The following is a 25667-nucleotide window of genomic DNA, read 5'->3' on the forward strand; positions in this document are numbered from 1 at the left end:
AGGTCAAGCGGCGTCCGCTTTGCGTTGTTGTTTGCGGGCGTGGGCCACCGCGGCTTCGCGGACCCAGGCACCGTCTTCGATGGCCTTGCGGCGGGTGGCGATGCGTTCGTGATTGCACGGGCCGTTGCCCTTGAGCACTTCGTAGAACTCTTCCCACTGGATTTCGCCGAAGTCGTAGTGGCCGCGCGCCTCGTTCCACTTCAGGTCCGGGTCCGGCGCGGTGCAGCCGAGCAGCTCCAGTTGCGGCACGGTCTGGTCGATGAAGCGCTGGCGCAGCTCGTCGTTGCTCTGGCGCTTGATCTTCCAGGCCATGGACTGGGCGCTGTTGGGGGAGTCGGCGTCGCTCGGGCCGAACATCATCAGCGCCGGCCACCAGAGGCGGTTGATGGCGTCCTGGACCATGTCCTTCTGGGCCTGGTTACCGTGACGCATCATGTGCAGGAGGATTTCGTAGCCCTGGCGCTGGTGGAAGGACTCTTCCTTGCAGATGCGGATCATGGCGCGGGAGTAGGGGCCGTAGGAGGTGCGCTGCAGCACCACCTGGTTGACGATGGCGGCGCCATCCACCAGCCAGCCCACCGCGCCCATGTCGGCCCAGTTCAGGGTCGGGTAGTTGAAGATGCTCGAGTACTTGGCGCGGCCGGAGTGCAGCTTGGCGATCTCGGCGTCGCGGTCGGCGCCGAGGGTTTCCATGGCGCTGTAGAGGTAGAGGCCGTGGCCGGCCTCGTCCTGGATCTTGGCCATCAGCTGCAGCTTGCGCTTGAGGGTCGGGGCACGGGTCACCCAGTTGCCTTCCGGCAGCATGCCGACGATCTCGGAGTGGGCGTGCTGGGAGATCTGGCGAATCAGCGTCTGCCGGTAGGCGTCCGGCATCCAGTTCTTCGCCTCGATCTTGATTTCCGCGTCGATCTTTTCCTGGAAGGCGCGTTCTTCGGAGGACATCTCCTCCAGCGCCTTCACGCGCTTCACGCCGGTCTCAACCAATTGTGCGTACATGCCGTTCTCCAGCCATGCAGGGTTCGTGGGGTGGCTTGGCCATGGCGCTATTTTTAAATGATACAAAAACAAATATCAAACACTAAAACGTGTGTCGTAAGAGTTTTTGTATCGGATTGACGAGTGGCAGGGAGGGGATCCGGTCACAAGGCACGGGCAATTCGTGCAAAGGCCATTGTGCCTAGGGGCTTTGCCGGGGATGGCCGAGATGTTCGGAGGGGCGGGGCGGCTGGCTGATGAGTGTGTTTTGTGGTGGTTCGTAAAGCGATACTCGTATTGTGATTTGTTGTCTGATTGGTGTTCTGTTTGTGGTCGCAGACCTGATGGATGGCACGGGGAGTGACCTCCCTGTCGCCCAAGGCTGAATGGGTCCTCCGTCCTGGACCGGACTCGAAGCTGGCGCTGCTCGGCAGCCGAGTTCAGTGATTATGGAAATCGGAACCCATGAACATCCGCGAGCGCGGCTCATGGAAGCGGATCACGATCCCGTTGCTACGCTCGTGAATGCCATGGAAGTGGTGATGCCGAACGAAACGCGGATCCTTCACCACGAAGATCCCGTGATGCTTGTGATGGAAGCGATGGGAATGGCCGACGAAGCCGCGCTTGAACCCATGGGAATGAAACTTCTTGAAGCCATGGTGATGCTTCATGAAGCCGTGGCCGTGCCGGTGGTGGCCCTTGAAGTGGCCGCCCCCGGCCAGCGTCATGGCGCCGCTGGTGTCAATGCTGGTCCAGGGTGTTTCGGCCATCACCTGGCCCCCGCCGAGGCAGGCGAAGAGCACCAGTAGAAGCTTGAGGATACGCATGGCGAACCCTCCTGAATCAAATCCTCCCCGCGGATATTGCCCCCATACCAAGCAGTATAGTTTTTGACCAATCATGCCTTGGGCGGGATGGTTCCAGGCCTGCGTCGCCTCCGGCGGGGACCATACTTAGCGGGTCGAGCACCCGCTCCCTTACCGATCCGCCGCCGGCTGCAGCAAGCGGGGGAGGTGGATATGCGATTCGATGCATTCTCCTTCGGCTCCATCACCATCGATGGGGTCACCTATCCCCATGATGTGGTGATCGCCCACGGCCAGGTCCGCAAACGCAAGAAGAAGCCCTCGAAGAAGTTCCGCGACGCCTTCGGTCACACCCCGCTGTCGATCGAGGAAGAGATTCCCTGGGATTGCCGGCGGCTTGTCGTCGGTACCGGCACCGGGGCCTTGCCGGTCATGCCGGAAGTCAGGCGCGAGGCCGAGCGCCGCGGCATCGAGCTGATCGTGAGGCCGACCGCGGAGGCCATCGTGGTGCTGCAGGAGGGGCAGAAGCACACCAATGCGATCCTGCATCTCACCTGCTAGATGGTCCAATCCGGGAAATGGCTTCGGCCGGGCGCTGGTTTTTCTGTGGGGGCGAATTTATTCGCGAAGGGTGGCGTAGCCGCCCCTGAAAGGCCGGAGGGCGAAGCTGCCCCAGCAGGATCTGCTCAGGCAGTTACCAGCACCTCGAACCCGCCATAGATCATCCGCTGGCCATCGAAGGGCATGGTGCTCGGACTGGGTTGCATCCGCGGGTCTTCCATCGCCTTCTTCATGCCTGCATCCCGCACCTGCTTCGAGGGCCAGGTGATCCAGGAAAACACGACGGTCTCATCTTCCTTGCGTTTCACCGCCATCGGGAAAGACGTCACCTTGCCTTCGGGCACATCGTCACCCCAGCACTCGACGACGCTCAGGGCGCCGCATTCCTTGAAGACTCCCGCGGCCATCTCGGCCACCTTGCGGTAGGCCTCGCGGTTGGCGGTGGGGACGGGGACAACGAAGCCATCTACATAGGTCATGATCGATCTCCTGCGTGGGTGGGTTGGAGCGGTCAGTCGTTTCCATGCCGATATGCCAATGAGTCGATGCAATTCCTGTCGGTTCGACAGTTTTCCGGGAAGGTCGTGGCCGGTCCGACGGGTGGTCGTGGCCCGGCGCCCGGAAGAGAGCCCCGTTTGAGCAGGGTTTTCGCCAATGGCTGGTGATCCATTGGTTCTGGAGGGGGCTGGTTGCCCTGGTCCCACTATGGGACTAGTATCCATCGCCATGAGAATCATCGCGCTCAGTCACCTGAAGGCGTTCTGGGAACGGTATCCGGATTCGGAGCAGCCGCTGCTGGCGTGGATAGATGAGGCCAGGAAGGCGAATTGGGCGAGTCCTGCCGACATCAAGGCCCAGTACCGCAATGCGAGCATCCTCAAGAGTCGCCGGGTCGTATTCAACATCAAGGGCAACGACTTTCGTCTGGTGGTCGCTGTCGCCTATCGCTTCGGCGCGCTCTACATCAAGTTCGTCGGCACACATGAGCAGTACGACGCGATCGACGCCGACAGCGTGGAGATGGAGTAAAGATCATGAACATTCACCCGATTCGTACGGACGAAGACTATCGCGCCGCGCTCAAGCAGGTGTCCGCCCTGTTCGACAACGAGCCGGAACCGGGCAGCCCCGAGGGGGATTACTTCGAGGTGATGCTGACGCTGATCGAGGCCTATGAGGCGCGTCAGTTTCCCGTCGATCTGCCCAATCCGGTCGATGCCATCAAGTTCCGCATGGAGCAATCGGGTTTGACCGTGGCGGATCTGGTTCCGGCCATCGGCCGTCCGAATCGCGTCTATGAGGTGCTCAATGGCAAACGTTCGCTGACCTTGCCGATGATCTGGAAACTCCACGAGATGTTCGGTATTCCGGCAGAGAGCCTCATCAAGCCTTCCAGCCATGCCTGATTCGGCAGGAACACAAGAAAGCCCCGCCAGATCGGGGCTTTCTCATTGGGCCGGACTCAGCCCTTGTTGCGGTTGTCGTAAACGTGGCAGGCCTTGCCCTCGGAGCGCTTCAGCGAGAAGCAGGGGCGCAGGACGATGCGCGAGCTGATGCCGATATAGGTCTTGATGTACTTGGAGAGCTCGTTGCACAGCGCCTGTTGCTGCTGCTCGCCCAGGCCGTCGTGTTCGTGCTTGAGCTCGACATGGACTTCGATGCTGTCCAGGTTGCCGTTGCGGAACAGGTGGATCTCGTAGTTCTCCGACAACTGCTTGACCTTCAGCACCTGCTCCTCGATCTGCGTCGGGAACACGTTGACGCCACGGATGATCAGCATGTCGTCGCTGCGGCCGGTGATCTTGTCCATGCGCCGCATCGGCCGCGCGGTCCCCGGCAGCAGGCGGGTCAGGTCGCGGGTGCGGTAGCGGATCATCGGCAGGGCTTCCTTGGACAGCGAGGTGAACACCAACTCGCCCATTTCGCCGTCCGGCAGCACTTCGCCGGTCACCGGGTCGATGATCTCGGGGTAGAAGTGGTCTTCCCAGATGGTCGGGCCATCCTTGGTCTCGGCGCATTCCATGGCCACGCCAGGGCCCATGATTTCCGACAGGCCGTAGATGTCCAGGGCGGTGATGCCCATGCGCTCCTCGATGGCGCGGCGCAGTTCGGCGGTCCAGGGCTCGGCGCCGAAGATGCCCAGGCGCAGGGCCAGCTTGTGCGGGTCGATGCCCTGGCGCTCGATCTCGTCGGCCAGGTTCAGCATGTAGGAGGGGGTGACCATGATGATGTCCGGCTGGAAGTCGCGGATCAGCTGGACCTGCTTCTCGGTCTGGCCGCCGGACATGGGGATCACGGTGCAGCCCAGGCGCTCGGCGCCGTAGTGGGCGCCCAGGCCGCCGGTGAACAGGCCGTAGCCGTAGGACACATGCACCTTGTCGCCCTTGCGGCCGCCGGCGGCGCGGATCGAGCGCGCCACCACGTTGGCCCAGGTGTCGATGTCGTTCTGGGTGTAGCCGACCACCGTGGGCTTGCCGGTGGTGCCGCTGGAGGCGTGGATGCGCACGATCTCGCTCTGCGGCACTGCGAACATGCCGAAGGGGTAGTTGTCGCGCAGGTCGTTCTTGCCGGTGAAGGGGAACCTGGCCAGGTCTTCCAGGGACTTCAGGTCATCCGGATGCACGCCTCGCTCATCGAAGCGCTGGCGGTACAGCGGGACGTTCTCGTAGGCGTGCTTCAGGCTCCAGCGCAGGCGTTCCAGCTGGTGCTGGCGCAGTTGGTCGACGCTGGCGGTTTCCATCGGGTCAAGCAAGGCGGTATTGGCAATCATGTTCATGGTTTCACTCAAATTATTTTTGTGCGGGGGCCTGTAGGCCCCTGAGTGCTGAGGAAGAGGATACTCCTCACCCGTTTTTCCGATCTTGGTTCTTGCGTTTCAGAGCCTTTCGATGATTAGGGCGATGCCCTGGCCGACGCCGATGCACATGGTGCAGAGGGCATAGCGGCCCTGGCGTTCTTCCAGTTCGTGCAGGGCGGTGGTGACCAGCCGCGCGCCGCTCATGCCCAGCGGGTGGCCGAGGGCGATGGCGCCGCCATTGGGGTTGACCCGGGCGTCGTCGTCGGCGAGATCCAGCTCGCGCAGCACGGCAAGGCCCTGGGCGGCGAAGGCTTCGTTGAGTTCGATCACGTCCATGTCGGCCAGCGACAGGCCGGTCAGTTCCAGCACCTTGCGGGTCGCCGGGACCGGGCCGATGCCCATGAGGCGCGGCTCGACGCCGGCGGTGGCCATGCCGACCACCCGGCCGCGGGCCTTGAGGCCGTGGCGCTTGGCCGCTTCGGGGCTGGCCAGGAGCAGGGCGCAGGCGCCGTCGTTGACACCCGAGGCGTTGCCGGCGGTGACGCTGCCACCCTGGCGGAACGGCGTGCCGAGCTTGGCCAGCTGTTCCAGGGTGGTGTCGCCGCGCGGGTGTTCATCCTGTTCGACGAGTTTCGGCGGGCCCTTGCGCTGGGGAATTTCCACCGGAACGATTTCCCTGGCCAGGCGGCCACTGGCCTGGGCGGCGGCGGCGCGCTGCTGGCTGCGCAGGGCGAAGGCGTCCTGATCCTCGCGGGAAATATTGAACTGCTCGGCGACGTTCTCGGCGGTCTCCGGCATGGAGTCGATGCCGAGCCCGGCCTTCATCAGCGGGTTGACGAAGCGCCAGCCGATGGTGGTGTCGAAGATTTCCGCCTGGCGGGAGAAGGCACTTTCCGCCTTGCCCATGACGAAGGGCGCGCGGGACATGGATTCCACGCCGCCGGCGATCATCAGCCCGGCCTCGCCGCAGCGCAGGGCGCGGGCGGCGCTGCCCACGGCGTCCAGGCCGGAGCCGCAGAGGCGGTTCAAGGTGGTGCCGGGGACGCTCAGCGGCAGGCCGGCGAGCAGGGAAGACATGCGCGCGACGTTGCGGTTGTCTTCGCCGGCCTGGTTGGCGCAGCCATAGATCACGTCGTCGACGGCGCTCCAGTCCAGCTCCGGATGGCGGGCCATCAGGGCGCGGATCGGCACGGCGCCGAGGTCGTCGGCACGCACGCCGGACAGGGCCCCGGCGTAGCGGCCGATGGGCGTGCGCACGGCGTCGATTATCAAGGCGTCATTCATCGGGGTTCTCCTGCGCGAGTACCGGGCCGCGCACTTTGTAGGACTTGCCGTGGAAGAGGGCGATCAGTTGCCCGTTCTGGTTCTCGATGCGCACGTCGTAGTTGCCGGTGCGGCCGCTGCGGCTCTGTTCGCTGGCCTGGGCGGTGAGGGTGTCGCCGAGGCGCGCCGGCGCCACGTAATCGATGCTGCAGCCGATGGCCACGGTGGCTTCGTTGTAGCTGTTGCAGGCGAAGGCGAAGGCCGAGTCGGCCAGGGCGAACAGGTAGCCGCCGTGGCAGGTGCCATGGCCCTGGACCATGTCTTGGCGCACGGTCATGCCGACGCGGGCCTGGCCGGGCGCCACGGAGAGCAGGCGCATGCCCATGGCCTGGCTGGCGGCGTCGCGCTCGAACAGGGCGGAGCCGCAGGCTTCGGCGAGACTCAGGGCTTCGTGGTTAGTCATGGAAGTTCCTCCCTTCGGCGACGTGGCGGCGTAGCAGCAGGGAAGGGCGGTAGCGCTCTTCGCCATAGGCGGCCTGGAGGTTGTCCAGGGTGCGCAGTGCCGCCGGCAGGCCGATGGCGTCGGCCCAGGCTAGCGGGCCTTGCGGGTAATTCACGCCTGCGCGCATGGCCAGGTCGATGTCGGCGGCGCTGCCCACGCCCTGCAGCACCGCATCGGCGCCTTCGTTGGCCAGCATGGCCACGGTGCGCAGCACGGCGAGGCCGGGAATGTCGGCGAGTTGGCTGACCTTGAGGCCGGCCCGCTGCAGCAGGGCCACGGCCTGGTCGCGGGCATCCGCGCTGGTGGCGGCGGCGCAACTGATGCCGAGGCGCGTGGCCTTGGCGTAATCCAGGGCCAGGTCGATCAGCACCAGGTTGGCCAGGCCATCCTCGCGGGCGCGCTGGCTGGCCAGGCGGCCGTCGGAGAGGGCGAGTACCGCATCACCTACCCGCAGCAGGCCGTTGCCGTCGCGACGCACCACATTCACGCCGGCGTCACGCAGGCGCTGCACCAGCGGCTCGGCCACGCCCAGGCTGCCTTCCACCACGCAGGTTTCCACGGCTGCGGCGCTGCTCAGCTCCGCCACCTGCGGGCGCTCGGCGCCCTCGGCGTAGCTGTAGAAGCCATGGCCGCTCTTGCGGCCCAGGCGGCCGGCGTCCACCAGTTCCTTCTGGATCAGCGAGGGCTGGAAGCGGAAGTCGCCGTAGTAGGCGTCGAACACCGAGCAGGTGACGGCGTAGTTGACGTCATGGCCGATCAGGTCGGTGAGCTCGAAGGCGCCCATGCGGAAGCCGCCGGCGTCGCGCATCAGCGCATCGAGGGTGGCGCAATCGGCGGCGCCTTCCTGCAGCAGGCGCAGGCTTTCGGCATAGAAGGGACGCGCCACGCGGTTGACGATGAAGCCGGGGGTGGAGCGGGTATGCACCGGCTGCTTGCCCCAGGCCTTGGCGGTTTCGTACAGGCTTGCGGCCAGGGCCGGGTCGCTGGCCAGGCCCGAGACGATTTCCACCAGGGCCATCAGCGGCGCCGGGTTGAAGAAGTGCATGCCGATCATCCGGCCCGGGTGCTGGAGGCCGGCGGCCAGGCTGGTGATGGACAGCGACGAGGTGTTGCTGGCGAGGATGCAGTCGGCACCGCACAGGCTTTCCAGCTGGCGCAGCAGGCCGCGCTTGACCTCCAGGTTCTCGACTATGGCCTCGATCACCAGGCTGGCATCGGCCAGGGCCTCGATGGCCTCCGCCGGTTGCAGGCGGGCGACGATGGCGGCGCGCTCATCGGCGCCGAGCTTGCCTTTTTCCACCAGGCGGCCGAGTTGGCGGTCGATGCCGTCGATGGCCTGGGCGGCGGCGCCGGGGCGGTTGTCATGGAGCTTGACCGGATGGCCGGCCTGGGCCGCGACCTGGGCGATGCCGGCGCCCATGGCGCCGGCGCCGATCACGGCGACCGTGGCGGAAGTGTTCAGTGCGGGCATGGGCTCAGCGTCCTTTGAAGGCCGGGGTGCGCTTTTCCATGAAGGCGCTGACGCCTTCGCAGTAGTCCTCGCTGCGGCCGGCCAGGCGCTGCAGGTCGCGTTCGAGGTCCAACTGCTCGTCGAAGCTGTTGTTCAGGCTGGCGTTGAGGCTGCGCTTGATCAGGGCCAGGCCGTAGGTGGGCTGGGTGGCCAGGTGGCGGGCGAGCTTGAGCGCCTCTTCGCGCAGGGCGGCATCGTCCACCACGCGGTAGATCAGGCCCCACTGCTCGGCCTGCTCGGCGGTCAGGCGCTCGCCCAGCAGGGCCAGGGCCTTGGCGCGAGCCATGCCGACCAGGCGCGGGAGGGTCCAGGTGCCGCCGGAGTCCGGGATCAGGCCGATCTTGCAGAAGGCCTGGATGAAGCTGGCGGAACGCGCGGCCAGGACCAGGTCGCAGGCCAGCGGGATGTTGGCGCCGGCGCCGGCGGCCACGCCGTTCACCGCGCAGATGACCGGCAGCGGCAGGTCGCGCAGGGTGCGGATCAGCGGGTTGTAGAACTTCTCGATGGATTCGCCCAGGTCAGGGGCGGCGCTGCCCGGAGCGACGTTGCGGTCGCCCAGGTCCTGGCCCGCGCAGAAGCCGCGGCCTTCGGCGGTCAGCAGCAGCACGCGCACCTCGGGGTCCTGCCGCACCTGCTTGAGGGCTTCGCGGACCTCGCCGTGCATCTTGGCGTTGAAGCTGTTCAGTTGCTCCGGGCGGTTGAGGCTGAGGGTGGCGACGCCTTCCTCGATGGAAAACAGGATGTGCTCGAAGTTCATGGCATTGGCGCTCTGTGGAGTGCGAAGGGGCGGGCGGCCAGCGTTCACTGGCCGGTGAATTCGGGGCGGCGCTTTTCCTGGAAGGCGCGGATGCCTTCCTCGCGGTCGCGGGTGCCGGCCAGCAGGGTGAAGGCGTGGCGCTCGAAGCGCAGGCCGCTGGCGAGATCGGTGTCCTCGGCCTTGAGCAGCGCTTCCTTGGCCAGGCGCACCGCCAGCGGCGCCTTCTGGGCAATGACGCGGGCGATGGCCATGGCGCGCTCGACGGTGAATTCCGGCTGGGTGACTTCGCTGACCAGGCCGGCGCGCTGGGCGTGGCGGGCGTCGATGGCCTCGCCGGTGAGCACCATCTGCATGGCCATGGACTTGCCCACGGCGCGCAGCAGGCGCTGGGTGCCGCCGGCGCCGGGCATGATCCCGAGGTTGATCTCCGGCTGGCCGAAGCGGGCGTCTTCGCCGGCGACGAGGATGTCGGCGTGCATGGCCAGCTCGCAGCCGCCGCCCAGGCAGAAGCCGTTGATGGCGGCGATCAGCGGCTTGCCGAAGCGGGCGATGCGCTGCCAGTGGGCCAGGCGCGGGTCATTGAGGATGCCCACCAGGTCGCGCTCGGCCATTTCCTTGATGTCGGCGCCGGCGGCGAAGGCCTTGCGGCTGCCGGTGATGACCACGGCGCGGGTCTCGGCGTCCTGTTCGGCGGCATCCAGTTCGGCGGCCAGCTCGCCCAGCAACTCGGTGTTGAGGGCATTGAGCGCTTCCGGACGCTGCAGGGTGATCAGGCGGACACCCTGCTCGGGCGGCAGGACGGCAAGGGTACGAGGCATGTCGACGGTCCTCAGGTGCACGCGCGGCCTCGTGTCGGCCGCTCTTATTGGTTGGTTCGGGGTGGGCCCCTTCCTGTGTCGCCCGCGCTGAGGTGCGGGGCGACTTTGGCCGGAGTATACCCACAAAGCGATACAAAACAAGAATTAAATATATGATTTATGTGTCTCATATTTTGCCTCTTTACTACCGGAGGACAGGTGGCTGACGGCTGCTTGTAGTGCCTGCGGCCCATGGTTATCGGGTGTTTGTCGCCAAGTAGTGCTTGGCATGTACGCCGATGACCGGTCGTCATCCGATACAGCTGAAGGCGCTTTTATGTTCCAGATCGATGTGATACAAAATTCGTCATCGAGCGAATCGCTTTGCGCCACCTTGTGGCTCCACCTGCCTTGCTGAGGAGTTTTCCCATGTCGACCACCGCCCGCGCCGCCGCCCTCGAGCTGTTCGAGCACCATCGAGGCACCCTCGAACGCGCCGTCCAGGCCATCAGCGAGCGCGGCTACTGGTCGCCCTTCCCGGAAAGCCTCAAGCAGTACCCGGAAGAAGCGGTGAAGGGCGCCCAGGCGGCCTTCGAGGCGCTGCTCGGCCAGCACTTTGCCCTGGCCGGCCCGCAACCCGTGGGCCGCGCCGGTGCCGAGCGCTCGCCTTACGGTTTCGATCTGAATGTGAGCTACGACCAGTACGATGCGGAGCAACTGCTGTCGTGCCTGCAGGCCGCGCTGCCGGCCTGGCGCGATGCCGGCCCGCAGGCGCGGGTAGGCGCCTGCCTGGAGATCCTCCAGCGCCTCAATGCCCTGAGCCCGACCCTCGCCCATGCGGTGATGCACACCAGCGGCCAGGCCTGGATGATGGCCTTCCAGGCCGGCGGCCCCCATGCCCAGGACCGTGGCCTGGAAGTGCTGGCCTACGCCTGGCGCGCCATGAATGAAGTGCCGGAGGCGGCGCGCTGGACCAAGCCCCAGGGCAAGCAGGACCCGCTGGTGCTGGACAAGCGCTGGCACATCGTGCCGCGCGGCCTGTCGCTGGTGATCGCCTGCTCCACCTTCCCCACCTGGAACACCTACCCGGGCCTGTTCGCCAGCCTGGCCACTGGCAATCCGGTGCTGGTCAAGGCACACCCCGGCGCGATCCTGCCGGTGGCCATGAGCGTGAAGGTGGCCCAGGAGGTCCTCGCCGAGCTGGGCTTCGACCCAGCGCTGGTGAGCCTGGTGGTGGACACCCCGGAAGCGCCGGTGAGCCAGCGCCTGGCCCTGGACCCGCGGGTGAAGCTGGTGGACTTCACCGGCTCCAACGCCTTCGGCAACTGGCTGGAAGACAACGCCCGCCAGGCCCAGGTGTTCACCGAGAAGGCCGGCATCAACAGCGTGATCATCGACAGCGTGCGTGACATCAAGGCCGTGGCGCGCAACCTGGCGTTCTCCCTCAGCCTCTATTCCGGGCAGATGTGCACCACCACCCAGGCCATCTACGTACCACGCGGCGGCATCCGCAACGGCGACGGGCAACTGTCCTTCGATGAAGTCGCCCAGACCCTGGCGGGCGCCATCAAGAGCTTCCTCGCCGACAACGAGCGCGCCTGCGCGGTGATCGGCGCCATCCAGTCGGAAGCCACCGCCCAGCGCATCCAGGCCTGCCGCGGCCTGGGCGAGGTATTGCTGGACAGCGAAGCCCGCGAGCATCCGCAGTTCCCCGGCGCTCGCATCCATACGCCGCTGCTGCTGAAGGTGGATGCCGCCGACCGCGCGGCCTATTCCGAAGAACGCTTCGGCCCCATCGCCTTCGTCATCGCCACCGACGACACCGAGCACAGCCTGCGCCTGGCGGGCGAGGTGATCGCCGAAAAGGGCGCCCTGACCCTGGGCGTGTATTCCACCATTGATGCCGTGCTGGACCGCGCCGAGCAACTGTCCCAGGAGGTGGCCGTGGCCCTGTCGATCAACTTCGATGGCGGCGTCTTCGTCAACCAGTCCGCCGCCTTCAGCGACTTCCATGCCAGCGGCGGCAACCCGGCGGCCAACGCTTCGATCACCGATGGTGCCTTCGTCGCCCGCCGCTTCGTCACCGTGCAGAGCCGCCGTCACGGCGCGGCATGAACCCATAAGAAGAAGGAAGCCTGCGATGACCTGCTACAGCCTCGATGGCCTGACCCCGGTGGTGCATCCCACCGCATTCGTGCACCCGACCGCCGTACTGATCGGCGATGTGATCATCGGTCCGGGCTGCTATGTCGGCCCCCTGGCCAGCCTGCGTGGCGACTTCGGGCGGATCATCCTGGAGGAGGGTGCCAATATCCAGGACACCTGCGTGATGCACGGCTTCCCCGACAGCGACACGGTGGTCGAGCGCAATGGCCATATCGGCCACGGCGCGGTGCTGCACGGCTGCCGCATCGGCGAGGACGCCCTGGTAGGGATGAACGCGGTGGTGATGGACAACGCCCGCATCGGCGCGCGCTCCTTCGTTTCCGCCACCGCCTTCGTCAAGGCCGGCTTCAGCTGCGAGGAGCAGTCCCTGGTGATGGGCGCGCCGGCCCAGGTCAAGCGCCGCCTCAGCGTTGATGAAGTGGCCTGGAAGCAGGCCGGCACCCGCGAGTACCAGGCACTGGCCCAGCGCTGCCTGCAGAACATGGTGGCCTGCGAGCCGCTGGCCGAGGTGGAGGCCACGCGCCCGCGCATCAAGGACCGCGGCCTGCGCCCGAAGGGGAATGCTGCTTCATGAGCAGGGTCCGCGTCACCCGGGGGTTTTCCCCAATAGTCATGCCGAGGAGCCTGCGGGTATATTCGGCATCTTTTCCGCTTCCAGTATGCCCATGACTTCGCTCGTGCCCTTGGACCAACTCGTCACCCGCTTCCAGCAGCAGACGCCGATCCGCGCCAGTTCGCTGATCATCACCCTCTATGGCGACGCCATCGAACCCCATGGCGGCACCGTCTGGCTGGGCAGCCTGATCCAGTTGCTGGAGCCCATGGGCATCAACGAGCGGCTGATCCGCACCTCTATCTTCCGCCTGACCAAGGAAGGCTGGCTGAGTGCCGAGAAGGTCGGGCGGCGCAGTTACTACAGCCTGACCGGCACCGGCCGGCGGCGCTTCGAAAAGGCCTTCAAGCGGGTCTACAGCTCCAGCGTGCCGGCCTGGGATGGCGCCTGGTCCCTGGTACTGCTCTCCCAGTTGCCCCAGGACAAGCGCAAACAGGTGCGCGAAGAGCTGGAGTGGCAAGGTTTTGGTGCGATCTCGCCCACCGTGCTGGCCAATCCGCGCTGCGACCGGGTGGACCTGACCGCCACCCTGCAGGAACTGGACGCCCTGGAAGACAGCATCCTGTTCGAGACCCGCTCCCAGGATGTGCTGGCCTCCAAGGCCCTGCGCATGCAGGTCCGCGAGAGCTGGAACATCGACGAACTGGGCGCGCACTACAGCGAGTTCATCCAGCTGTTCCGCCCGCTCTGGCAGGCGCTGCGCGAGCAGGAGAACCTGCAGCCGGCCGACTGCTTCCTGGCCCGGACCTTGCTGATCCACGAATACCGCAAACTGCTGCTGCGTGACCCGCAACTGCCCGACGAGCTGCTTCCTGGCGATTGGGAGGGGCGCGCGGCGCGCCAGCTGTGCCGCAACATCTACCGGCTCATCTATGCCAGGGCGGAGGAATGGCTGAACGCGGCGCTGGAAACCGCGGATGGTCCTCTGCCCGATGCCGGCGAGAGTTTCTATCAGCGTTTCGGCGGACTGAGGTAACGAAGCCGCCTGGTGGCGGTTATCACGGACGAGGTGAACCCGGCTTGACCGGATAACGACAAGAACAACGCCTAGCGTGAGGCTGAGAAAGCCATGACGACTGCACAAGCACTGAGGGCAGACCACTTCGACGAGTGGCTGCAGGGCATCAACCAGGTCTGCGGGCGCTTTGGCGCCAAGCTGCTGGGCTCGGAGTTTTCCGGTGCCATCCGCGAGTACAAGGCCGGCGCCATCAAGCTGAGCTTCGTGGACGTGGCCCAGGCGCGCCTGTTCCGCACCTCGAAGGAGGTGGCGCAGAGCGACGGCAAGCACTTCTACCTGGCACTCCAGCTCAATGGCCATGCGGGCATGGAGCAGGCCGGCAACAGTATCGAGATGTCTCCCGGCGACATCACCCTGATCGACTCCACCCAGCCCAGCGAGTTCGTCTACCGCGAGAACTCCCGCCAGCTGTCGCTGATCCTCCCGCGCCACGTGGTGGAGCAGGGGCTGCGCTTCTCTGGCGTACGCTGCGCCCAGCGCATCCCGGCCAGTTCGCCGGTGGCGATGCTGGCCAACCGGCTGATCCTCGAATCCACCCGCCAGGACAGCCTCAGCCTGCCCGAGAGCGAGGCGACCCTGGAAGCGGTGGTCAGCCTGCTGCGTCCGGCCCTGAGTGCCGCCGAGGTCGAGCAGGACGCCCACGAGCGGATGTTCCGCAAGACCCTGCGCTTCATCGACGAGCACATCCGCGCCGAGGAACTCTGCCCCGAGACCATCGCCCGCGAGGTGGGGGTGTCGGTGCGTGGCCTCTATCGCATGTTCGCCCGCAAAGGCCTGGTGGTGGCCCAGTACATCAAGAACCGCCGCCTCGACTTCTGCGCCGAAAGCCTGCGCCACGCCAGCGCCGAGCTGAAGCTCTCGGCCCTCGGCTACGCCTGGGGCTTCACCGACTCCAGCTACTTCTCCACCGCCTTCAAGGCGCGCTTCGGCGTGTCCCCCAGCGAGTACCGCAGGCAGCACAGCCGGGGTTGAGCCACGCTCTTCTGTGGGGGCGAATTCATTCGCCAAGCAGAACGCAGTTCTGCCCGGTAACCTCCAGGGGGCAGCTGTGCTGCCCTTGGCGAATGAATTCGCCCCTACAAGTGTTCCTCGCTCCCCAGGCCGCGTTGTCTGGCAGCCCAACCAACACGTCTGGCACGGACAAAAAAACTTCGATCCCCATCAGCGCCGAGAATCCGGACATCGACCCAGGTTCCACGTGCGCCGTCGCGGCCGCGGAATCGGGCCCACCCATGAAGAGGATCGAACATGAGCAAGGTTGAAATCCTGCCGCAGGTCGCGGCATTCCTGGAGCGTCGCCACGGCTGCTTCATCGACGGCCAGTGGGTGCTGCCGGAAGGCCCGACCACGCAGGTCTTGAACCCGGCCACCGGCGAAGCCATCGCCGCCGTGCCGGATGTGTCGCTGGAGTACCTGGAGCAGGCCGTGCAGTCCGCCCACAAGGCCTTCAGATCCCGCGTCTGGTCCGGCCTGCGTCCGGCCGACCGCGAGCGCATCCTGCTGCGCTTCACTGCCCTGGTGGAGGAGCACGCCGAGGAGCTGGCCCAGCTGGAAACCCTCAGCCAGGGCAAGTCGATCAACATCTCGCGCATGCTGGACGTCGGCGCCACCGTCGAGTTCATGCGCTACATGTCCGGCTGGGCGACCAAGATCGAAGGCCAGACCCTCGACCTGTCCATCCCGATCCCGCCGGGCTCGCGCTTCACCGCCTTCGCCCGGCGTGAGCCGGTGGGCGTGGTGGCCGGCATCGTGCCGTGGAACTTCCCGCTGATGATCACCACCTGGAAGCTGATGCCGGCGCTGGCCTGCGGCTGCACCGTGGTCATCAAGCCCGCCAGCGAGACCCCGCTGACCGCCCTGCGCCTGGCCGAGCTGGCCTTCGAGGCGGGCATCCCGGCCGGCGTGTTCAACGTCATCACCGGCGGCGGCAGCACCGTGGGCAACGCCCTGGCCTCGCACCCGCTGGTCAGCAAGGTGTCCTTCACCGGCTCCACCGCCGTGGGCAAGAGCGTCGGCGTGGCCTGCATGGAGAACATGACCCGCTTCGCCCTGGAGCTGGGCGGCAAGAACCCGATGATCCTGCTGGCAGACGCCGACGTGGAGAAGGCCATCCAGGGCGCGCTGCTCGGCGGCCTGCTGAACAATGGCCAGGTCTGCGCCGCGGCTTCGCGCTTCTACGTGCACCAGTCCCTCTACGAAGATTTCGTGCAGGGCCTGGCCGCGGCGGTGAAGGGCCTGTCCATCGGTCCGGGCATGGACCAGGAGGCGGCGATCAACCCGCTGGTGTCGCGCAAGCAGCAGCAGAACGTGCAGAAGCACATCGACCTGGCCCGCGAGGAAGGCGCCCGCGTGGTGGCCGGCGGCGAGCGCCTGGAAGGCGACGGCTTCTTCGTCCAGCCCACCGTGCTGGCCGACGTGAACCACGAGATGACCGTGGCCCGCGAAGAGGTGTTCGGCCCGGTGCTGTCGGTGATCCCCTTCACCGACGAAGACGCCATGATCGAACTGGCCAACGACAGCCCCTACGGCCTGGCGGCGAGCCTGTGGACCAACGACCTGTCCAAGGCGATGAACCTGGTGCCGCGCATCGAGGCCGGCACCGTCTGGGTCAACGCCCACGTGCTGCTGGACCCGAACATGCCCTTCGGCGGCGTCAAGCAGTCCGGCATGGGCCGCGAGTTCGGCCGCGCGGTGATCGAGGCCTACACCGAGCTGAAGTCGGTGTGCATCGCCCACTGAGTCAGAACCCTCGATTTCCGGCAGGTGCCCTTGCGCCTGCCGGTTTTTTTGTGGGGCGGAAGAATCCGGGGTGAATCGACGAACCTGTAGGGGCGAATTCATTCGCCATGCAGGCCGAAGGCCTGCCCATCGGTCTTGAACGGGGCAGCTGCGCCGCCCTTGGCGAATGAATTCGCCCCTACAAAGGTTGCGCCCCGACAGAACCCCAGCAATCTGCAAAACCCCACAAATTCCCCCATCCACACCCTTCGCCCCATCCCGGTGCGGGGAAACTTGCAGAATCCATTGCTGGGCTAAGCTTTCGGCAGTTCCCGACCGAAGGACCGCCCCATGAGCGAACCCCTCCTCAGCTTCGACGAACTCACGCAAGCTGTTGCCAGCGGCGAGATCGATACGGTGCTGGCCTGCATGGTGGACATGCAGGGGCGATTGGTGGGCAAGCGCTTCCAGGCCGAGTTCTTCGTCGACAGCGCCCATGAGGAAACCCACTGCTGCAACTACCTGCTGGCCGACGACATCGACATGGAGCCGGTGCCGGGCTACGCCGCCGCCAGCTGGAGCAAGGGCTACGGCGACTTCGTGCTCAAGCCCGACATGAGCACCCTGCGCCGGGTGCCCTGGCTGGAATGCACGGCCCTGGTGCTGTGCGACGTGCTCGACCATCACCACGAAGACCTGCCCCACAGCCCGCGGGCCATCCTCAGGAAGCAGGTGGCGCGGCTGACCGAGCGCGGCTACGTCGGCATGTTCGCCTCGGAGCTGGAGTTCTACCTCTTCGACGAGAGCTACGAGGCCATCCACAAGCGCAACTACAGCCACCCGAAGACCGCCTCGAACTACATCGAGGACTACAGCATCCTCCAGACCACCCGCGAGGAACCGGTGCTGCGCGCCATCCGCAAGCACCTGCAGGCCTGCGGCGTGCCGGTGGAGAATTCGAAAGGGGAGTGGGGGCCGGGACAGGAGGAGATCAACGTCCGCTACGCCGACGCCCTGACCATGGCCGACCGCCATGCCATCATCAAGCACGCCTGCAAGGAGATCGCCCACCAGCAGGGCAAGTCCATCACCTTCATGGCCAAGTGGCGCTACGACCTGGCCGGCTCCAGTTGCCACGTGCACAGCTCCCTCTGGGACAGGAAGGGCAAGAAGCCGCTGTTCTTCGACGCCAAGGACGAGTTCGGCATGTCGAAGTTGATGCGCGCCTGGGTGGCCGGGCAGCTCAAGTACGCCAGCGAGATCACCTACTTCCTCGCGCCCTACATCAACTCCTACAAGCGCTTCCAGGCCGGCACCTTCGCCCCGACCCGCGCAGTGTGGAGCCGCGACAACCGCACCGCGGGTTTCCGCCTGTGCGCCGAGGGCGGCAAGTCGGTGCGCATCGAATGCCGCATCGGCGGCGCCGACCTGAACCCCTACCTCGCCTTCGCCGCGCTGATCGCCGCTGGCCTGGCGGGCATCGATGAGAAGCTCCAGCTGGGCGCCCCCTTCGAAGGCGACGCCTACCTGAACGACCAGCTGCCGGAGGTGGACAAGACCCTGCGCGACGCCACCGCCGCCCTCAAGGGCTCGGCGATGCTGCGCAAGGCCTTCGGCGACGAGGTGGTGAACCACTACGTGCACACCGCCGAATGGGAGCAGAAGGAGTACGACCGGCGCATCACCGACTGGGAACTGCAGCGGGGGTTCGAGCGCTACTGACTGAGGGTGGCCGGCCCGGCGAGGGCCGGCCAGGGCCCTCAATTCTCGTGACGGCGCAGGCGGATGCCGTCCACCTCCACCTGGTCGCCCGGCTTGAAACGCTTGCCGGGGGAGCGGAAGCGCTGCACCGAACCGTCGTCGGTCCTGACCAGGTAGGCGGGTTCGCCGAGCCCCGTGGATTCCTGCACGAAACTACCGCCGAAGTAACCCATCGCCGCACCGGCGACGGCACCCACAGGACCGCCGATGGCGCCGAACATGAGGCCGGTCATGCCGCCGGTGGCTTTGCCGACGGTGGTGTCGGGGGTTTCGGAGAGGACTTCCGCGGCGAAGGCGGCGGGGGAGCAGAGCAGGGCAAGGCACAGGGTGATGCTGGGGACTTTCATGGCGGATCCCTCGACAGGTGTATAGCCAAGGGAACGGGGCATTTTTCGTGCCATGCAGGAAGTCTTGGAAATCAGTAGGTTGGAAGTTATGGAGTCATTTTGACCGGGGTGCGAATGACGCGCCTGCAGTCATCCTGACCTGTAAAGCGGACCCACGAGCCGCAGCGCTGATACCTGAGCCATCCATGTCTGACAAAGGCCCGGCCAGCGATGGCCGGGCCTTTGTTCGTATCTTGTGGCGTGGGGCATGGTGGACCGGTGAAGCGTGGTCCACCCTACAGAGGCGGCCGGTTTCGTAGGGTGGATGACGCTTTTTTCATCCACCAACGGTGTTGGGCGGGGCTCCGAATGGTGGACCGGTGAAGCGTGGTTCACCCTACAAAGGCGGCCGGTTTCGTAGGGTGGATGACGCTTTTTTCATCCACCAAGGTCGCCATGCCGAGCCTCGACTGGTGGGCCGATGCAGCGTGGTCCACCCAGGTCGTTAACTTGCCGATCAGAGCTTGATCAGCACCGACTTCAGCTCGGTGTAATGCTCGATGGCCGCCGCGCCCATCTCGCGGCCGACGCCGGAGAGCTTGTAGCCGCCGAAGGGCAGGGCCGGGTCGAGGGCACTGTGGCAGTTGACCCAGACCGACCCGGACTTGATGCGCGGCACCATGCGGTGTACCGCCGAGAGGTCGTTGGACCAGATGCTGGCGCCGAGGCCATAGGGGTTGTCGTTGGCCAGCCGCACCGCCTCGTCTATGTCGTCGAAGGGCATGGCCACCAGCACCGGGCCGAAGATTTCTTCCTGCACCAGGCGGTGCTTCTGGTCGACGTCGACTATCACCGTCGGCTTGACGAAGTAGCCGGGGCCGAAGCCTTCACCGCCGCAGGCGATGGTGGCGCCCAGTTCGCGGCCGAGTTCGATGTAGCCGGTGACGCGGTCCTGCTGCTTGGCGGAGATCAGCGGGCCCATCTGCACGCTCGGGTCCAGGCCGTTGCCCAGCTTCATGCCGTTGGCGATGCCGGCAATGTCGGCGATCACCTTGTCGAAGTGCTTGCGGTGGACATAGAGGCGCGAGCCGGCGCAGCACACCTGGCCCTGGTTGAAGAAGATCGCGCTGGCGGCGCCGGCCGCGGCTTCCTGCAGGTTGGCGTCGGCCATGACGATGGTGGGTGACTTGCCGCCCAGTTCCAGGGTCACGCGGGTCATGTTGTCCATGGCCGCCTTGCCGATCTGCTTGCCCACCTCGGTGGAGCCGGTGAAGGTCAGCTTGTCCACGCCCGGGTGGCGGGTCAGCGCCGCCCCGGCGTTGAGGCCTGTGCCGGTGACCACGTTGAACACCCCGGCCGGGTAGCCGGCTTCCAGCACCAGCTCGGCCAGCTTGAGGGCGGTCAGTGGGGTTTCGTCGGCGGGCTTCAGCACCACGGTGCAGCCGGTGGCCAGCGCCGGGCCGAGCTTCCAGCAGGCCAGCAGCAGGGGGAAGTTCCAGGCGACGATGGCGCCCACCACGCCCACCGCTTCGCGGCGGATGTAGCCGTGGAACTGGTCGCCCGGCATCAGCGGCAGGGACGGGTCGACCGTGGTGCCCTCGATCTTGGTGGCCCAGCCGGCCATGTAGCGGAGGAAGTCGATGGCCAGCTGCACGTCCATGACCTGGGCCACGGCGGCGCTCTTGCCGTTGTTCAGGCACTCCAGCTCGGCCAGCTCCTGGGCGTCGCGCTCCATCAGGTCGGCCAGGCGCCACAGCAGGTTCTGCCGCTCGCGCGGGCGCATGCGGCTCCAGGGCGAATCGTCGAAGGCCTGGCGGGCGGCCTGCACGGCGCGGTCGACGTCTTCAGCGGTGGCCGAGGGGACTTCACCGAGGACCTCCCCCGTGGCCGGGTTGCGGAAGTTCATGGTGCTGCCGCTGGCGGCGTCCTGCCATTGCGCGCCGATCAGCATCTTCAGCTTGCGGTTGAGGAAGGCGTTGGTCTGGGGCAGGACGGGCAGGTCGACGAGCATGGGAGAAGCCTCTGTTCATTGAAGTTGTACGGCGCTTTCGCAACCCCCATGCCAAGGCTGCGAATGATGAGTAACTGGCTGATTTTCAAAAGAATTCACTGGTGATTCCAACGCTCGCCGAATTTTCCCCTGTTGCAGATTGAGACTGCCTGAGACGGGCCTGGAACAGTCGGGGCGTCTACCTTATAGCCTGCCGGGCAGCCGAGTCTCAGGTTGGAACAGTCCGTCGCGAAATTAGACGCCCGGCCCCTTCGCCAGCACCCCCGCCAAGCCTGATTTTCAAGGACAAGTCGTTGTTATAAAAGGACTTTCATCGGAATGGCACACATTATGTATTTGCCGTGACAGCTGCACCCGCTCCGCCAAGGGGTGCAAACCATAAGAACAACACCGTGGAGGTCTGACCTTGAAGACGACTCGACTCCGGCAGCATGCGGGCACCCTGGCACTGGCCATGGCGTCCCTGATGTTCGCCCAGGCTCATGCAGCGGAGGAGGGGCCGGCCCTCCTCAAGTCCAAGTGCATGGGTTGTCACATCCCCGAGGGCAACGATTCCTATAGCCGCATCAGCCACCAGCGCAAGACCCCCGAGGGCTGGCTGATGAGCATCGGGCGCATGCAGGTGATGCACGGCCTCCAGATCAGCGACGCCGACCGCCGTACCCTGGTCAAGTACCTGGCCGACAAGCAAGGCCTGGCGCCCAGCGAGACTGAAGGCGTGCGCTATGCCATGGAGCGCCGCCTGAATACGGTCGAGAAGTTCGACGACCAGCTGAGCCAGATGTGCGGCCGTTGCCACTCGGGCGCCCGTGTCGCCCTGCAGCGCCGTCCCGCCAAGGAGTGGGAGCACCTGGTCAACTTCCACCTCGGCCAGTGGCCGTCCCTCGAGTACCAGGCCCAGTCCCGCGACCGCGACTGGCTGGATCTCGCCCTCAAGGAAATGGTGCCGGAACTGGCCAAGCGCTTCCCGCTGGAAGACCAGGCCTGGGCCGACTGGCAGAAGGCCAAGCCCAAGGCCGACAGCCTGCCGGGCCAGTGGAGTTTCAGCGGCCATATGCTCACCAAGGGAGACGTCCGTGGTGTGATGAGCGTGACTGCCGATGCCGGCGACACCTTCAAGGTCAGCGTCAAGGGCCGGTACGCCGACGGCACGCCCTTCAACGGCGAAGGCTCGGCCGTCCTCTACAACGGCTACGAGTGGCGCGGCAATCTGAAGATCGGCGAGCAGAACATGCGCCAGGTCTTCGCCGCCCTGAACGGCGAGATGAAGGGCCGCATGTTCGAGGCCGAGCATGACGAACGCGGCCTGGACTTCAGCGCCGCGAAAGAGGGCAACGCCAAGTTGCTGGCCGTGCAGCCGGCCTACCTCAAGGCTGGCAGCGAGGCCGAGTTGACCCTGGTGGGCAGCGGCCTGTCCGGCACTCCCGACTTCGGCCCGGGCGTCGAAGTGGTGAAGGTGCTGGAAGTCACGCCCAAGCAGGTGCGCGTCAAGGTCAAGGCCGCCACCGAAGCCACCTCCGGTATCCGCGCCGTGTCCCTCGGTTCGCTCAAGGGTGTCGATCTGGCGGTGTACAAGGACATCGCCGAGGTGAAGGTGGTGCCCGAATTTTCCATCGCCCGTGTCGGTGAGAACGGCGGCTCCACGCCCAAGGTGCAGGGCCGCTTCGAGGCCGAGGCCTGGGGCAAGGGCGCCGACGGCCAGCCCTACCGCATCGGCTACCTGCCGGCGAAGTGGTCGGTGGAGCCCTTCGACGAGCGCGCCAAGGAAGACGAGGACGTGAAGTTCGCAGGCGTGATGCAGAAGGACGGCATCTTCGTGCCCGGCGGCGCCGGTCCGAACCCGGAACGCAAGATGATGACCAACAACGCCGGCAACCTGAAGGTGATCGCCCAGCTGGAAGAGGGCGGCCAGAAAGGCGAAGGCCACCTGATCGTCACCGTGCAACGCTGGAACAACCCGCCGCTGCCCTAACCGGCTGTGGCTCGGGCGGAGCAGGGCTCCGCCCGGATTCGCAACGACGATTGGGAAAAATTCCGGGAGGTCGCCATGGGCGCAATCTTGAATCTGGTCGAACGCAACCTGCATGAAGTGCGGGTGGATGCCGACCGCATGCTGTTCCATATCCCGAGCAGCTCGCTGTTCGCCGCCGACGAAGTCACCGGCGGCATCATCGACGCCCTGCGTGAGCAGAGCTGCTCGTCCGAGGATCTGGTGCAGCGCCTGGCCGGGCGTTTCGCCGGCCAGGACATCGATGAGACCCTGCGCGAGCTGATCGCGCTGGAAGTGGTCAGCGACGGCTCGCCGCTGACGCCGGAAATCGGCATCGCCAAGGTGGAGCGCACCGCGCTCAACACCGTGGTGCTGAACGTCAACACCGGCTGCAACCTGAGCTGCACCTACTGCTACAAGGAAGACCTGGACAAGCCTTCCGCCGGCAAGAAGATGGGCGCGGAAACCGCCGAGGCCTCGGTGGAGATGCTGCTGCGCGAGTCCCCCGACGAGGAGCGCTACAGCGTGGTGTTCTTCGGTGGCGAGCCGCTGTCCAACCGGCCGCTGATCGAGCATATGGTGGACTACTGCGAGCGTCGCTTCGCGGAAGAGGGCAAGCAGGTGGAGTTCATCATGACCACCAACGCCACGCTGCTCACCGAAGAGATCATCGACTACCTCAACGCCCATCGCTTCGGGCTGTCGGTGAGCATCGACGGGCCGAAGACGGTGCACGACCGCAACCGCATCACCGTGGGCGGGCAGGGCACCTACGACGTGGTGCGGCGCAAGGTCGACCTGCTGCTGTCGCGCTATCGCAGCCGCCCGGTGGGCGCACGGGTGACCCTGACCCGCGGCATCACCGATATCGAGACCATCTGGAACCACCTGTTCAACGAACTGGGTTTCGCCGAAGTCGGCTTCGCCCCGGTCACCTCCGGCGACATGGCCGACTTCAACCTCACCAGCGAAGAGCTGGTGGAGGTCTTCACCAACATGAAGGCCCTGGGTCGGCGCTACCTTGCGGCGGCCCTGGAGCACCGCAACATCGGTTTCTCCAACCTGCACCAGCTGATCACCGACATCCACGAGGGCCACAAGAAGGCGCTGCCCTGTGGTGCCGGCCTGAAGATGCTGGCGGTGGACCACAAGGGCGAGCTGAACCTCTGCCATCGCTTCACCGGCTCCAGCCTGCCGACCTTCGGCAACGTGCACAGCGGGGTGAAGCAGGTCGAGCTCAACGACTTCCTCTCCCAGCGCCTGGACCGCTCCGGCACCGGCTGCGACAGCTGCCGCATCCGCAACCTGTGCTCCGGCGGCTGCTACCACGAGAGCTACGCCCGCTACGGCGACCCCACTCACCCGACCTATCACTACTGCGAGCTGATGCGCGACTGGGTGGACTTCGGCATCGAGGTCTACAGCCGCATCATGGCCGTCAACCCGGCCTTCATCAGCAGCTACATCTCCCCGCGGAAGGCGCACTGACATGAAACATCTGAAGCCGCTCAACAACAAAGCGCAAATGCTCGAAAAAGCCGCAGCCGAAGATCGCATCGAGGACGTCATGGCCATGAGCGCGGTGGCCGGCTGTACCGCCACCACCGACCCGGGCTGGGAAGTGGATGCCTTCGGTGGCGTGGCCTCCCTCTGCCAGCCGATGGAAGCCGACCTCTACGGATGCTCCGACCCCTGCTGGTGGCCGGCCCAGGTGCCCGACATGATGAGCACCTACCAGGACTGGAACGCCCAGGCGACCAACTCCATGGACGACTGGCGCAACCTCGGCACCGTATTCCCGAAAGACAAATGACCGGCGACCAGAACAAGAGGGATAACCGCATGAAACTCAAAGCCATCGCCAGCCTGGCGACCGCCGTCGCCGGCCTCGCCCTGGGCGCCAATGCCTGGGCTGTCAGCGAAGCCGGGCCGGCCCTGAAGACCGGCCATGAATACCTGATCGCCACCAACTACCCGAACAACCTGCACGTGGTGGATCTGGCCACCGACAGCCTGTACAAGACCTGCCGCCTGCCCGACGCCTTCGGCCCCGGCACGGCGATGATGGCGCCGGACAACAAGACCGCCTTCATCCTCAACAACCACTTCGGCGATCTCTACGGCGTCGACCTGGACGACTGCAAGACGGTGTTCCACGCCAAGCTGTCGCACAAGCCGGGGGAGAAGGTGCGCTCGATGTTCTCCTTCGCCCTGAGCCCCGATGGCAAGGAGCTCTACACCACGGTCAACCCCACCGAGATGCGCAGCGACCACTACGTGGTCAAGCAGCCGCGCCTGGAGGTCTATGACACCAGCGCCGGCCTCGACGCCAAGCCGGTGCGCAGCTTCCCGATGCCGCGGCAGGTCTACCTGATGCGTGCCGCCGACGATGGCAGCCTCTTCGTCGCCGGGCCGGACATCTACAAGATGGACGTGAAGACCGGCAAGTACGAGGTTGCGGTGCCCGGCCGCAACTGGCAGCGGCCGAACTACAGCGCGCCGGACGTGCTCTACTTCTGGCCGCACCAGACGCCGTACCACGAGTTCTCCATGCTCTACACCACGGCCAGGTTCAAGGATGAGAAACAGGACCTGGCCACCGCCGACTTCATCTATGGCTACGTCAGCATCGACCTGAAGACCGGCAAGGCCACCGTGCAGGACTTCGCCCCGCTCACCGAGCTGTACTTCACCGGCCTGCGCTCGCCAAAGGACCCGAACCAGATGTTCGGCGTGCTCAACCGCCTGGCCAAGTACGACATCAAGGAGCAGAAGCTGATCAAGGCGGCCAATCTGGAGCACTCCTACTATTGCGTCGCCTTCAACGCCAAGGGCAGCAAGCTGTACCTGGCCGGCACCTTCAACGACATCGCGGTGTTCGATCCGGACAGCCTGGAGAAGATCAAGAACATCAAGCTGCCGGGCGGTGACATGGCGATCACCACCACGCAGGTGTTCGTGCGGTAGGGGCAGGGATCTGCAGGGGCGAATGCTCTGTTGTAGGGGCGAATTCATTCGCCAAGGGCGGCGAAGCCGCCCCCTGTCAAGGCCGCAGGGCAGACCTGCGGCCTGCTTGGCGAATGAATTCGCCCC

At 65.8% G+C, this 25667-nt stretch carries 24 protein-coding genes; 13 read left to right on the top strand and 11 right to left on the bottom strand.

Annotation, left to right across the window (positions count from 1 at the left end; translation table 11 throughout):
• Positions 1-3: 3 nt before the first annotated feature.
• Positions 4-996, bottom strand: coding sequence for a 1,2-phenylacetyl-CoA epoxidase subunit PaaA (gene paaA / locus ACFPU0_RS06410; RefSeq protein ID WP_377691981.1), 993 nt, complete (start codon positions 994-996; stop codon positions 4-6).
• A 419-nt stretch (positions 997-1415) separates the two neighbouring features.
• A complete protein-coding gene (locus ACFPU0_RS06415; RefSeq protein WP_377691982.1) occupies positions 1416-1805 on the bottom strand; it encodes a hypothetical protein in 390 nt (129 codons plus the stop codon).
• A 192-nt stretch (positions 1806-1997) separates the two neighbouring features.
• Between ACFPU0_RS06415 and ACFPU0_RS06420 the strand changes: the two genes are divergently transcribed.
• Positions 1998-2345 carry an MTH938/NDUFAF3 family protein gene (locus ACFPU0_RS06420; protein WP_377691983.1) on the top strand — a complete coding sequence of 116 codons (348 nt, stop codon included), beginning with the start codon at positions 1998-2000 and terminating at the stop codon, positions 2343-2345.
• A gap of 125 nt (positions 2346-2470) precedes the next feature.
• Here ACFPU0_RS06420 and ACFPU0_RS06425 read toward each other — a convergent pair whose 3' ends face one another.
• The gene (locus ACFPU0_RS06425; protein WP_377691984.1) at positions 2471-2824 is read right to left on the bottom strand and encodes a DUF1428 domain-containing protein; all 354 of its coding nucleotides are present in this window, start codon (positions 2822-2824) and stop codon (positions 2471-2473) included.
• A gap of 247 nt (positions 2825-3071) precedes the next feature.
• On the opposite strand from ACFPU0_RS06425, the gene ACFPU0_RS06430 reads away from it, so the two are divergent.
• Together ACFPU0_RS06430 and ACFPU0_RS06435 are read left to right on the top strand one after the other, a co-directional pair.
• A complete protein-coding gene (locus ACFPU0_RS06430; protein WP_377691985.1) occupies positions 3072-3374 on the top strand; it encodes a type II toxin-antitoxin system HigB family toxin in 303 nt (100 codons plus the stop codon).
• 5 nt (positions 3375-3379) lie between these two features.
• Positions 3380-3751, top strand: a complete 372-nt coding sequence (locus ACFPU0_RS06435) for a helix-turn-helix domain-containing protein (protein ID WP_377691986.1) — start codon at positions 3380-3382, stop codon at positions 3749-3751.
• A 56-nt stretch (positions 3752-3807) separates the two neighbouring features.
• Here ACFPU0_RS06435 and paaK read toward each other — a convergent pair whose 3' ends face one another.
• The 6 genes from paaK to paaF all read right to left on the bottom strand — a co-directional run bounded on the left by paaK (position 3808) and on the right by paaF (position 9992).
• Entirely contained in the window at positions 3808-5121 is a 1314-nt protein-coding gene (gene paaK, locus ACFPU0_RS06440; protein WP_377691987.1) for a phenylacetate--CoA ligase PaaK, read from the bottom strand.
• A 99-nt stretch (positions 5122-5220) separates the two neighbouring features.
• Positions 5221-6426, bottom strand: a complete 1206-nt coding sequence (gene pcaF, locus ACFPU0_RS06445; RefSeq protein WP_377691988.1) for a 3-oxoadipyl-CoA thiolase — start codon at positions 6424-6426, stop codon at positions 5221-5223.
• Positions 6419-6868: a hydroxyphenylacetyl-CoA thioesterase PaaI gene (paaI, locus tag ACFPU0_RS06450; protein ID WP_377691989.1), complete on the bottom strand. Its 450-nt coding sequence runs from the start codon at positions 6866-6868 to the stop codon at positions 6419-6421. The genes pcaF and paaI overlap by 8 nt, the downstream gene beginning before the upstream one ends.
• Complete coding sequence (gene paaH / locus ACFPU0_RS06455) at positions 6861-8378, bottom strand: 3-hydroxyacyl-CoA dehydrogenase PaaH (RefSeq protein ID WP_377691990.1); 1518 nt, start codon at positions 8376-8378, stop codon at positions 6861-6863. Before paaH ends, paaI begins: the two co-directional genes overlap by 8 nt.
• Before the next feature lie 4 nt (positions 8379-8382).
• Entirely contained in the window at positions 8383-9174 is a 792-nt protein-coding gene (gene paaG, locus ACFPU0_RS06460) for a 2-(1,2-epoxy-1,2-dihydrophenyl)acetyl-CoA isomerase PaaG (protein WP_377691991.1), read from the bottom strand.
• A gap of 44 nt (positions 9175-9218) precedes the next feature.
• Positions 9219-9992: a 2,3-dehydroadipyl-CoA hydratase PaaF gene (gene paaF, locus ACFPU0_RS06465; RefSeq protein WP_377691992.1), complete on the bottom strand. Its 774-nt coding sequence runs from the start codon at positions 9990-9992 to the stop codon at positions 9219-9221.
• Positions 9993-10400: 408 nt separating this feature from the next.
• On the opposite strand from paaF, the gene paaN reads away from it, so the two are divergent.
• The 6 genes from paaN (at position 10401) to ACFPU0_RS06495 (ending at position 18208) form a co-directional block, all read left to right on the top strand.
• Positions 10401-12086 (top strand): phenylacetic acid degradation protein PaaN, encoded by a 1686-nt coding sequence (paaN, locus tag ACFPU0_RS06470; protein ID WP_377691993.1) that lies wholly within the window; start codon positions 10401-10403, stop codon positions 12084-12086.
• A gap of 25 nt (positions 12087-12111) precedes the next feature.
• Entirely contained in the window at positions 12112-12711 is a 600-nt protein-coding gene (paaY, locus tag ACFPU0_RS06475) for a phenylacetic acid degradation protein PaaY (RefSeq protein WP_377691994.1), read from the top strand.
• 91 nt (positions 12712-12802) lie between these two features.
• Entirely contained in the window at positions 12803-13726 is a 924-nt protein-coding gene (gene paaX, locus ACFPU0_RS06480) for a phenylacetic acid degradation operon negative regulatory protein PaaX (RefSeq protein ID WP_377691995.1), read from the top strand.
• 93 nt (positions 13727-13819) lie between these two features.
• Positions 13820-14740, top strand: a complete 921-nt coding sequence (gene feaR, locus ACFPU0_RS06485; protein ID WP_377691996.1) for a transcriptional regulator FeaR — start codon at positions 13820-13822, stop codon at positions 14738-14740.
• Positions 14741-15016: 276 nt separating this feature from the next.
• Entirely contained in the window at positions 15017-16507 is a 1491-nt protein-coding gene (locus tag ACFPU0_RS06490; RefSeq protein WP_377691997.1) for an aldehyde dehydrogenase family protein, read from the top strand.
• Positions 16508-16837: 330 nt separating this feature from the next.
• Entirely contained in the window at positions 16838-18208 is a 1371-nt protein-coding gene (locus ACFPU0_RS06495; protein ID WP_377691998.1) for a glutamine synthetase family protein, read from the top strand.
• Positions 18209-18246: 38 nt separating this feature from the next.
• Here ACFPU0_RS06495 and ACFPU0_RS06500 read toward each other — a convergent pair whose 3' ends face one another.
• Together ACFPU0_RS06500 and ACFPU0_RS06505 are read right to left on the bottom strand one after the other, a co-directional pair.
• Positions 18247-18594, bottom strand: a complete 348-nt coding sequence (locus tag ACFPU0_RS06500) for a hypothetical protein (RefSeq protein ID WP_377691999.1) — start codon at positions 18592-18594, stop codon at positions 18247-18249.
• Between the two features lie 496 nt (positions 18595-19090).
• The gene (locus tag ACFPU0_RS06505) at positions 19091-20584 is read right to left on the bottom strand and encodes an aldehyde dehydrogenase family protein (protein ID WP_377692000.1); all 1494 of its coding nucleotides are present in this window, start codon (positions 20582-20584) and stop codon (positions 19091-19093) included.
• Positions 20585-21038: 454 nt separating this feature from the next.
• Here ACFPU0_RS06505 and peaA point away from each other — a divergent pair, with 454 nt between their 5' ends.
• From peaA to peaD, 4 genes are all read left to right on the top strand, one after another.
• Positions 21039-22556, top strand: coding sequence for a quinohemoprotein amine dehydrogenase subunit alpha (peaA, locus tag ACFPU0_RS06510; protein ID WP_377692007.1), 1518 nt, complete (start codon positions 21039-21041; stop codon positions 22554-22556).
• A gap of 75 nt (positions 22557-22631) precedes the next feature.
• Complete coding sequence (gene peaB / locus ACFPU0_RS06515) at positions 22632-24062, top strand: quinohemoprotein amine dehydrogenase maturation protein (RefSeq protein ID WP_377692001.1); 1431 nt, start codon at positions 22632-22634, stop codon at positions 24060-24062.
• Position 24063: 1 nt separating this feature from the next.
• Positions 24064-24387: a quinohemoprotein amine dehydrogenase subunit gamma gene (gene qhpC / locus ACFPU0_RS06520; protein WP_377692002.1), complete on the top strand. Its 324-nt coding sequence runs from the start codon at positions 24064-24066 to the stop codon at positions 24385-24387.
• Between the two features lie 29 nt (positions 24388-24416).
• Positions 24417-25541 (top strand): quinohemoprotein amine dehydrogenase subunit beta, encoded by a 1125-nt coding sequence (gene peaD, locus ACFPU0_RS06525; protein WP_377692003.1) that lies wholly within the window; start codon positions 24417-24419, stop codon positions 25539-25541.
• The last annotated feature ends 126 nt before the right edge of the window (positions 25542-25667 follow it).

The organism is Pseudomonas sp. GCM10022186, assembly GCF_042656385.1.
GTDB lineage: Bacteria > Pseudomonadota > Gammaproteobacteria > Pseudomonadales > Pseudomonadaceae > Metapseudomonas.

Coding starts and splice junctions, on each gene's coding strand:
- paaY (WP_377691994.1), top strand. CDS start 12,112: ATGACCTGCTACAGCCTCGATGGCCTGACCCCGGTGGTGCATCCCACC.
- ACFPU0_RS06500 (WP_377691999.1), bottom strand. CDS start 18,594: ATGAAAGTCCCCAGCATCACCCTGTGCCTTGCCCTGCTCTGCTCCCCC.
- paaH (WP_377691990.1), bottom strand. CDS start 8,378: ATGCCCGCACTGAACACTTCCGCCACGGTCGCCGTGATCGGCGCCGGC.
- ACFPU0_RS06505 (WP_377692000.1), bottom strand. CDS start 20,584: ATGCTCGTCGACCTGCCCGTCCTGCCCCAGACCAACGCCTTCCTCAAC.
- peaB (WP_377692001.1), top strand. CDS start 22,632: ATGGGCGCAATCTTGAATCTGGTCGAACGCAACCTGCATGAAGTGCGG.
- paaA (WP_377691981.1), bottom strand. CDS start 996: ATGTACGCACAATTGGTTGAGACCGGCGTGAAGCGCGTGAAGGCGCTG.
- ACFPU0_RS06435 (WP_377691986.1), top strand. CDS start 3,380: ATGAACATTCACCCGATTCGTACGGACGAAGACTATCGCGCCGCGCTC.
- peaA (WP_377692007.1), top strand. CDS start 21,039: ATGGCGTCCCTGATGTTCGCCCAGGCTCATGCAGCGGAGGAGGGGCCG.
- ACFPU0_RS06420 (WP_377691983.1), top strand. CDS start 1,998: ATGCGATTCGATGCATTCTCCTTCGGCTCCATCACCATCGATGGGGTC.
- ACFPU0_RS06415 (WP_377691982.1), bottom strand. CDS start 1,805: ATGCGTATCCTCAAGCTTCTACTGGTGCTCTTCGCCTGCCTCGGCGGG.
- paaI (WP_377691989.1), bottom strand. CDS start 6,868: ATGACTAACCACGAAGCCCTGAGTCTCGCCGAAGCCTGCGGCTCCGCC.
- peaD (WP_377692003.1), top strand. CDS start 24,417: ATGAAACTCAAAGCCATCGCCAGCCTGGCGACCGCCGTCGCCGGCCTC.
- qhpC (WP_377692002.1), top strand. CDS start 24,064: ATGAAACATCTGAAGCCGCTCAACAACAAAGCGCAAATGCTCGAAAAA.
- ACFPU0_RS06495 (WP_377691998.1), top strand. CDS start 16,838: ATGAGCGAACCCCTCCTCAGCTTCGACGAACTCACGCAAGCTGTTGCC.
- ACFPU0_RS06425 (WP_377691984.1), bottom strand. CDS start 2,824: ATGACCTATGTAGATGGCTTCGTTGTCCCCGTCCCCACCGCCAACCGC.
- paaG (WP_377691991.1), bottom strand. CDS start 9,174: ATGAACTTCGAGCACATCCTGTTTTCCATCGAGGAAGGCGTCGCCACC.
- paaN (WP_377691993.1), top strand. CDS start 10,401: ATGTCGACCACCGCCCGCGCCGCCGCCCTCGAGCTGTTCGAGCACCAT.
- paaK (WP_377691987.1), bottom strand. CDS start 5,121: ATGAACATGATTGCCAATACCGCCTTGCTTGACCCGATGGAAACCGCC.
- paaF (WP_377691992.1), bottom strand. CDS start 9,992: ATGCCTCGTACCCTTGCCGTCCTGCCGCCCGAGCAGGGTGTCCGCCTG.
- paaX (WP_377691995.1), top strand. CDS start 12,803: ATGACTTCGCTCGTGCCCTTGGACCAACTCGTCACCCGCTTCCAGCAG.
- feaR (WP_377691996.1), top strand. CDS start 13,820: ATGACGACTGCACAAGCACTGAGGGCAGACCACTTCGACGAGTGGCTG.
- ACFPU0_RS06430 (WP_377691985.1), top strand. CDS start 3,072: ATGAGAATCATCGCGCTCAGTCACCTGAAGGCGTTCTGGGAACGGTAT.
- pcaF (WP_377691988.1), bottom strand. CDS start 6,426: ATGAATGACGCCTTGATAATCGACGCCGTGCGCACGCCCATCGGCCGC.
- ACFPU0_RS06490 (WP_377691997.1), top strand. CDS start 15,017: ATGAGCAAGGTTGAAATCCTGCCGCAGGTCGCGGCATTCCTGGAGCGT.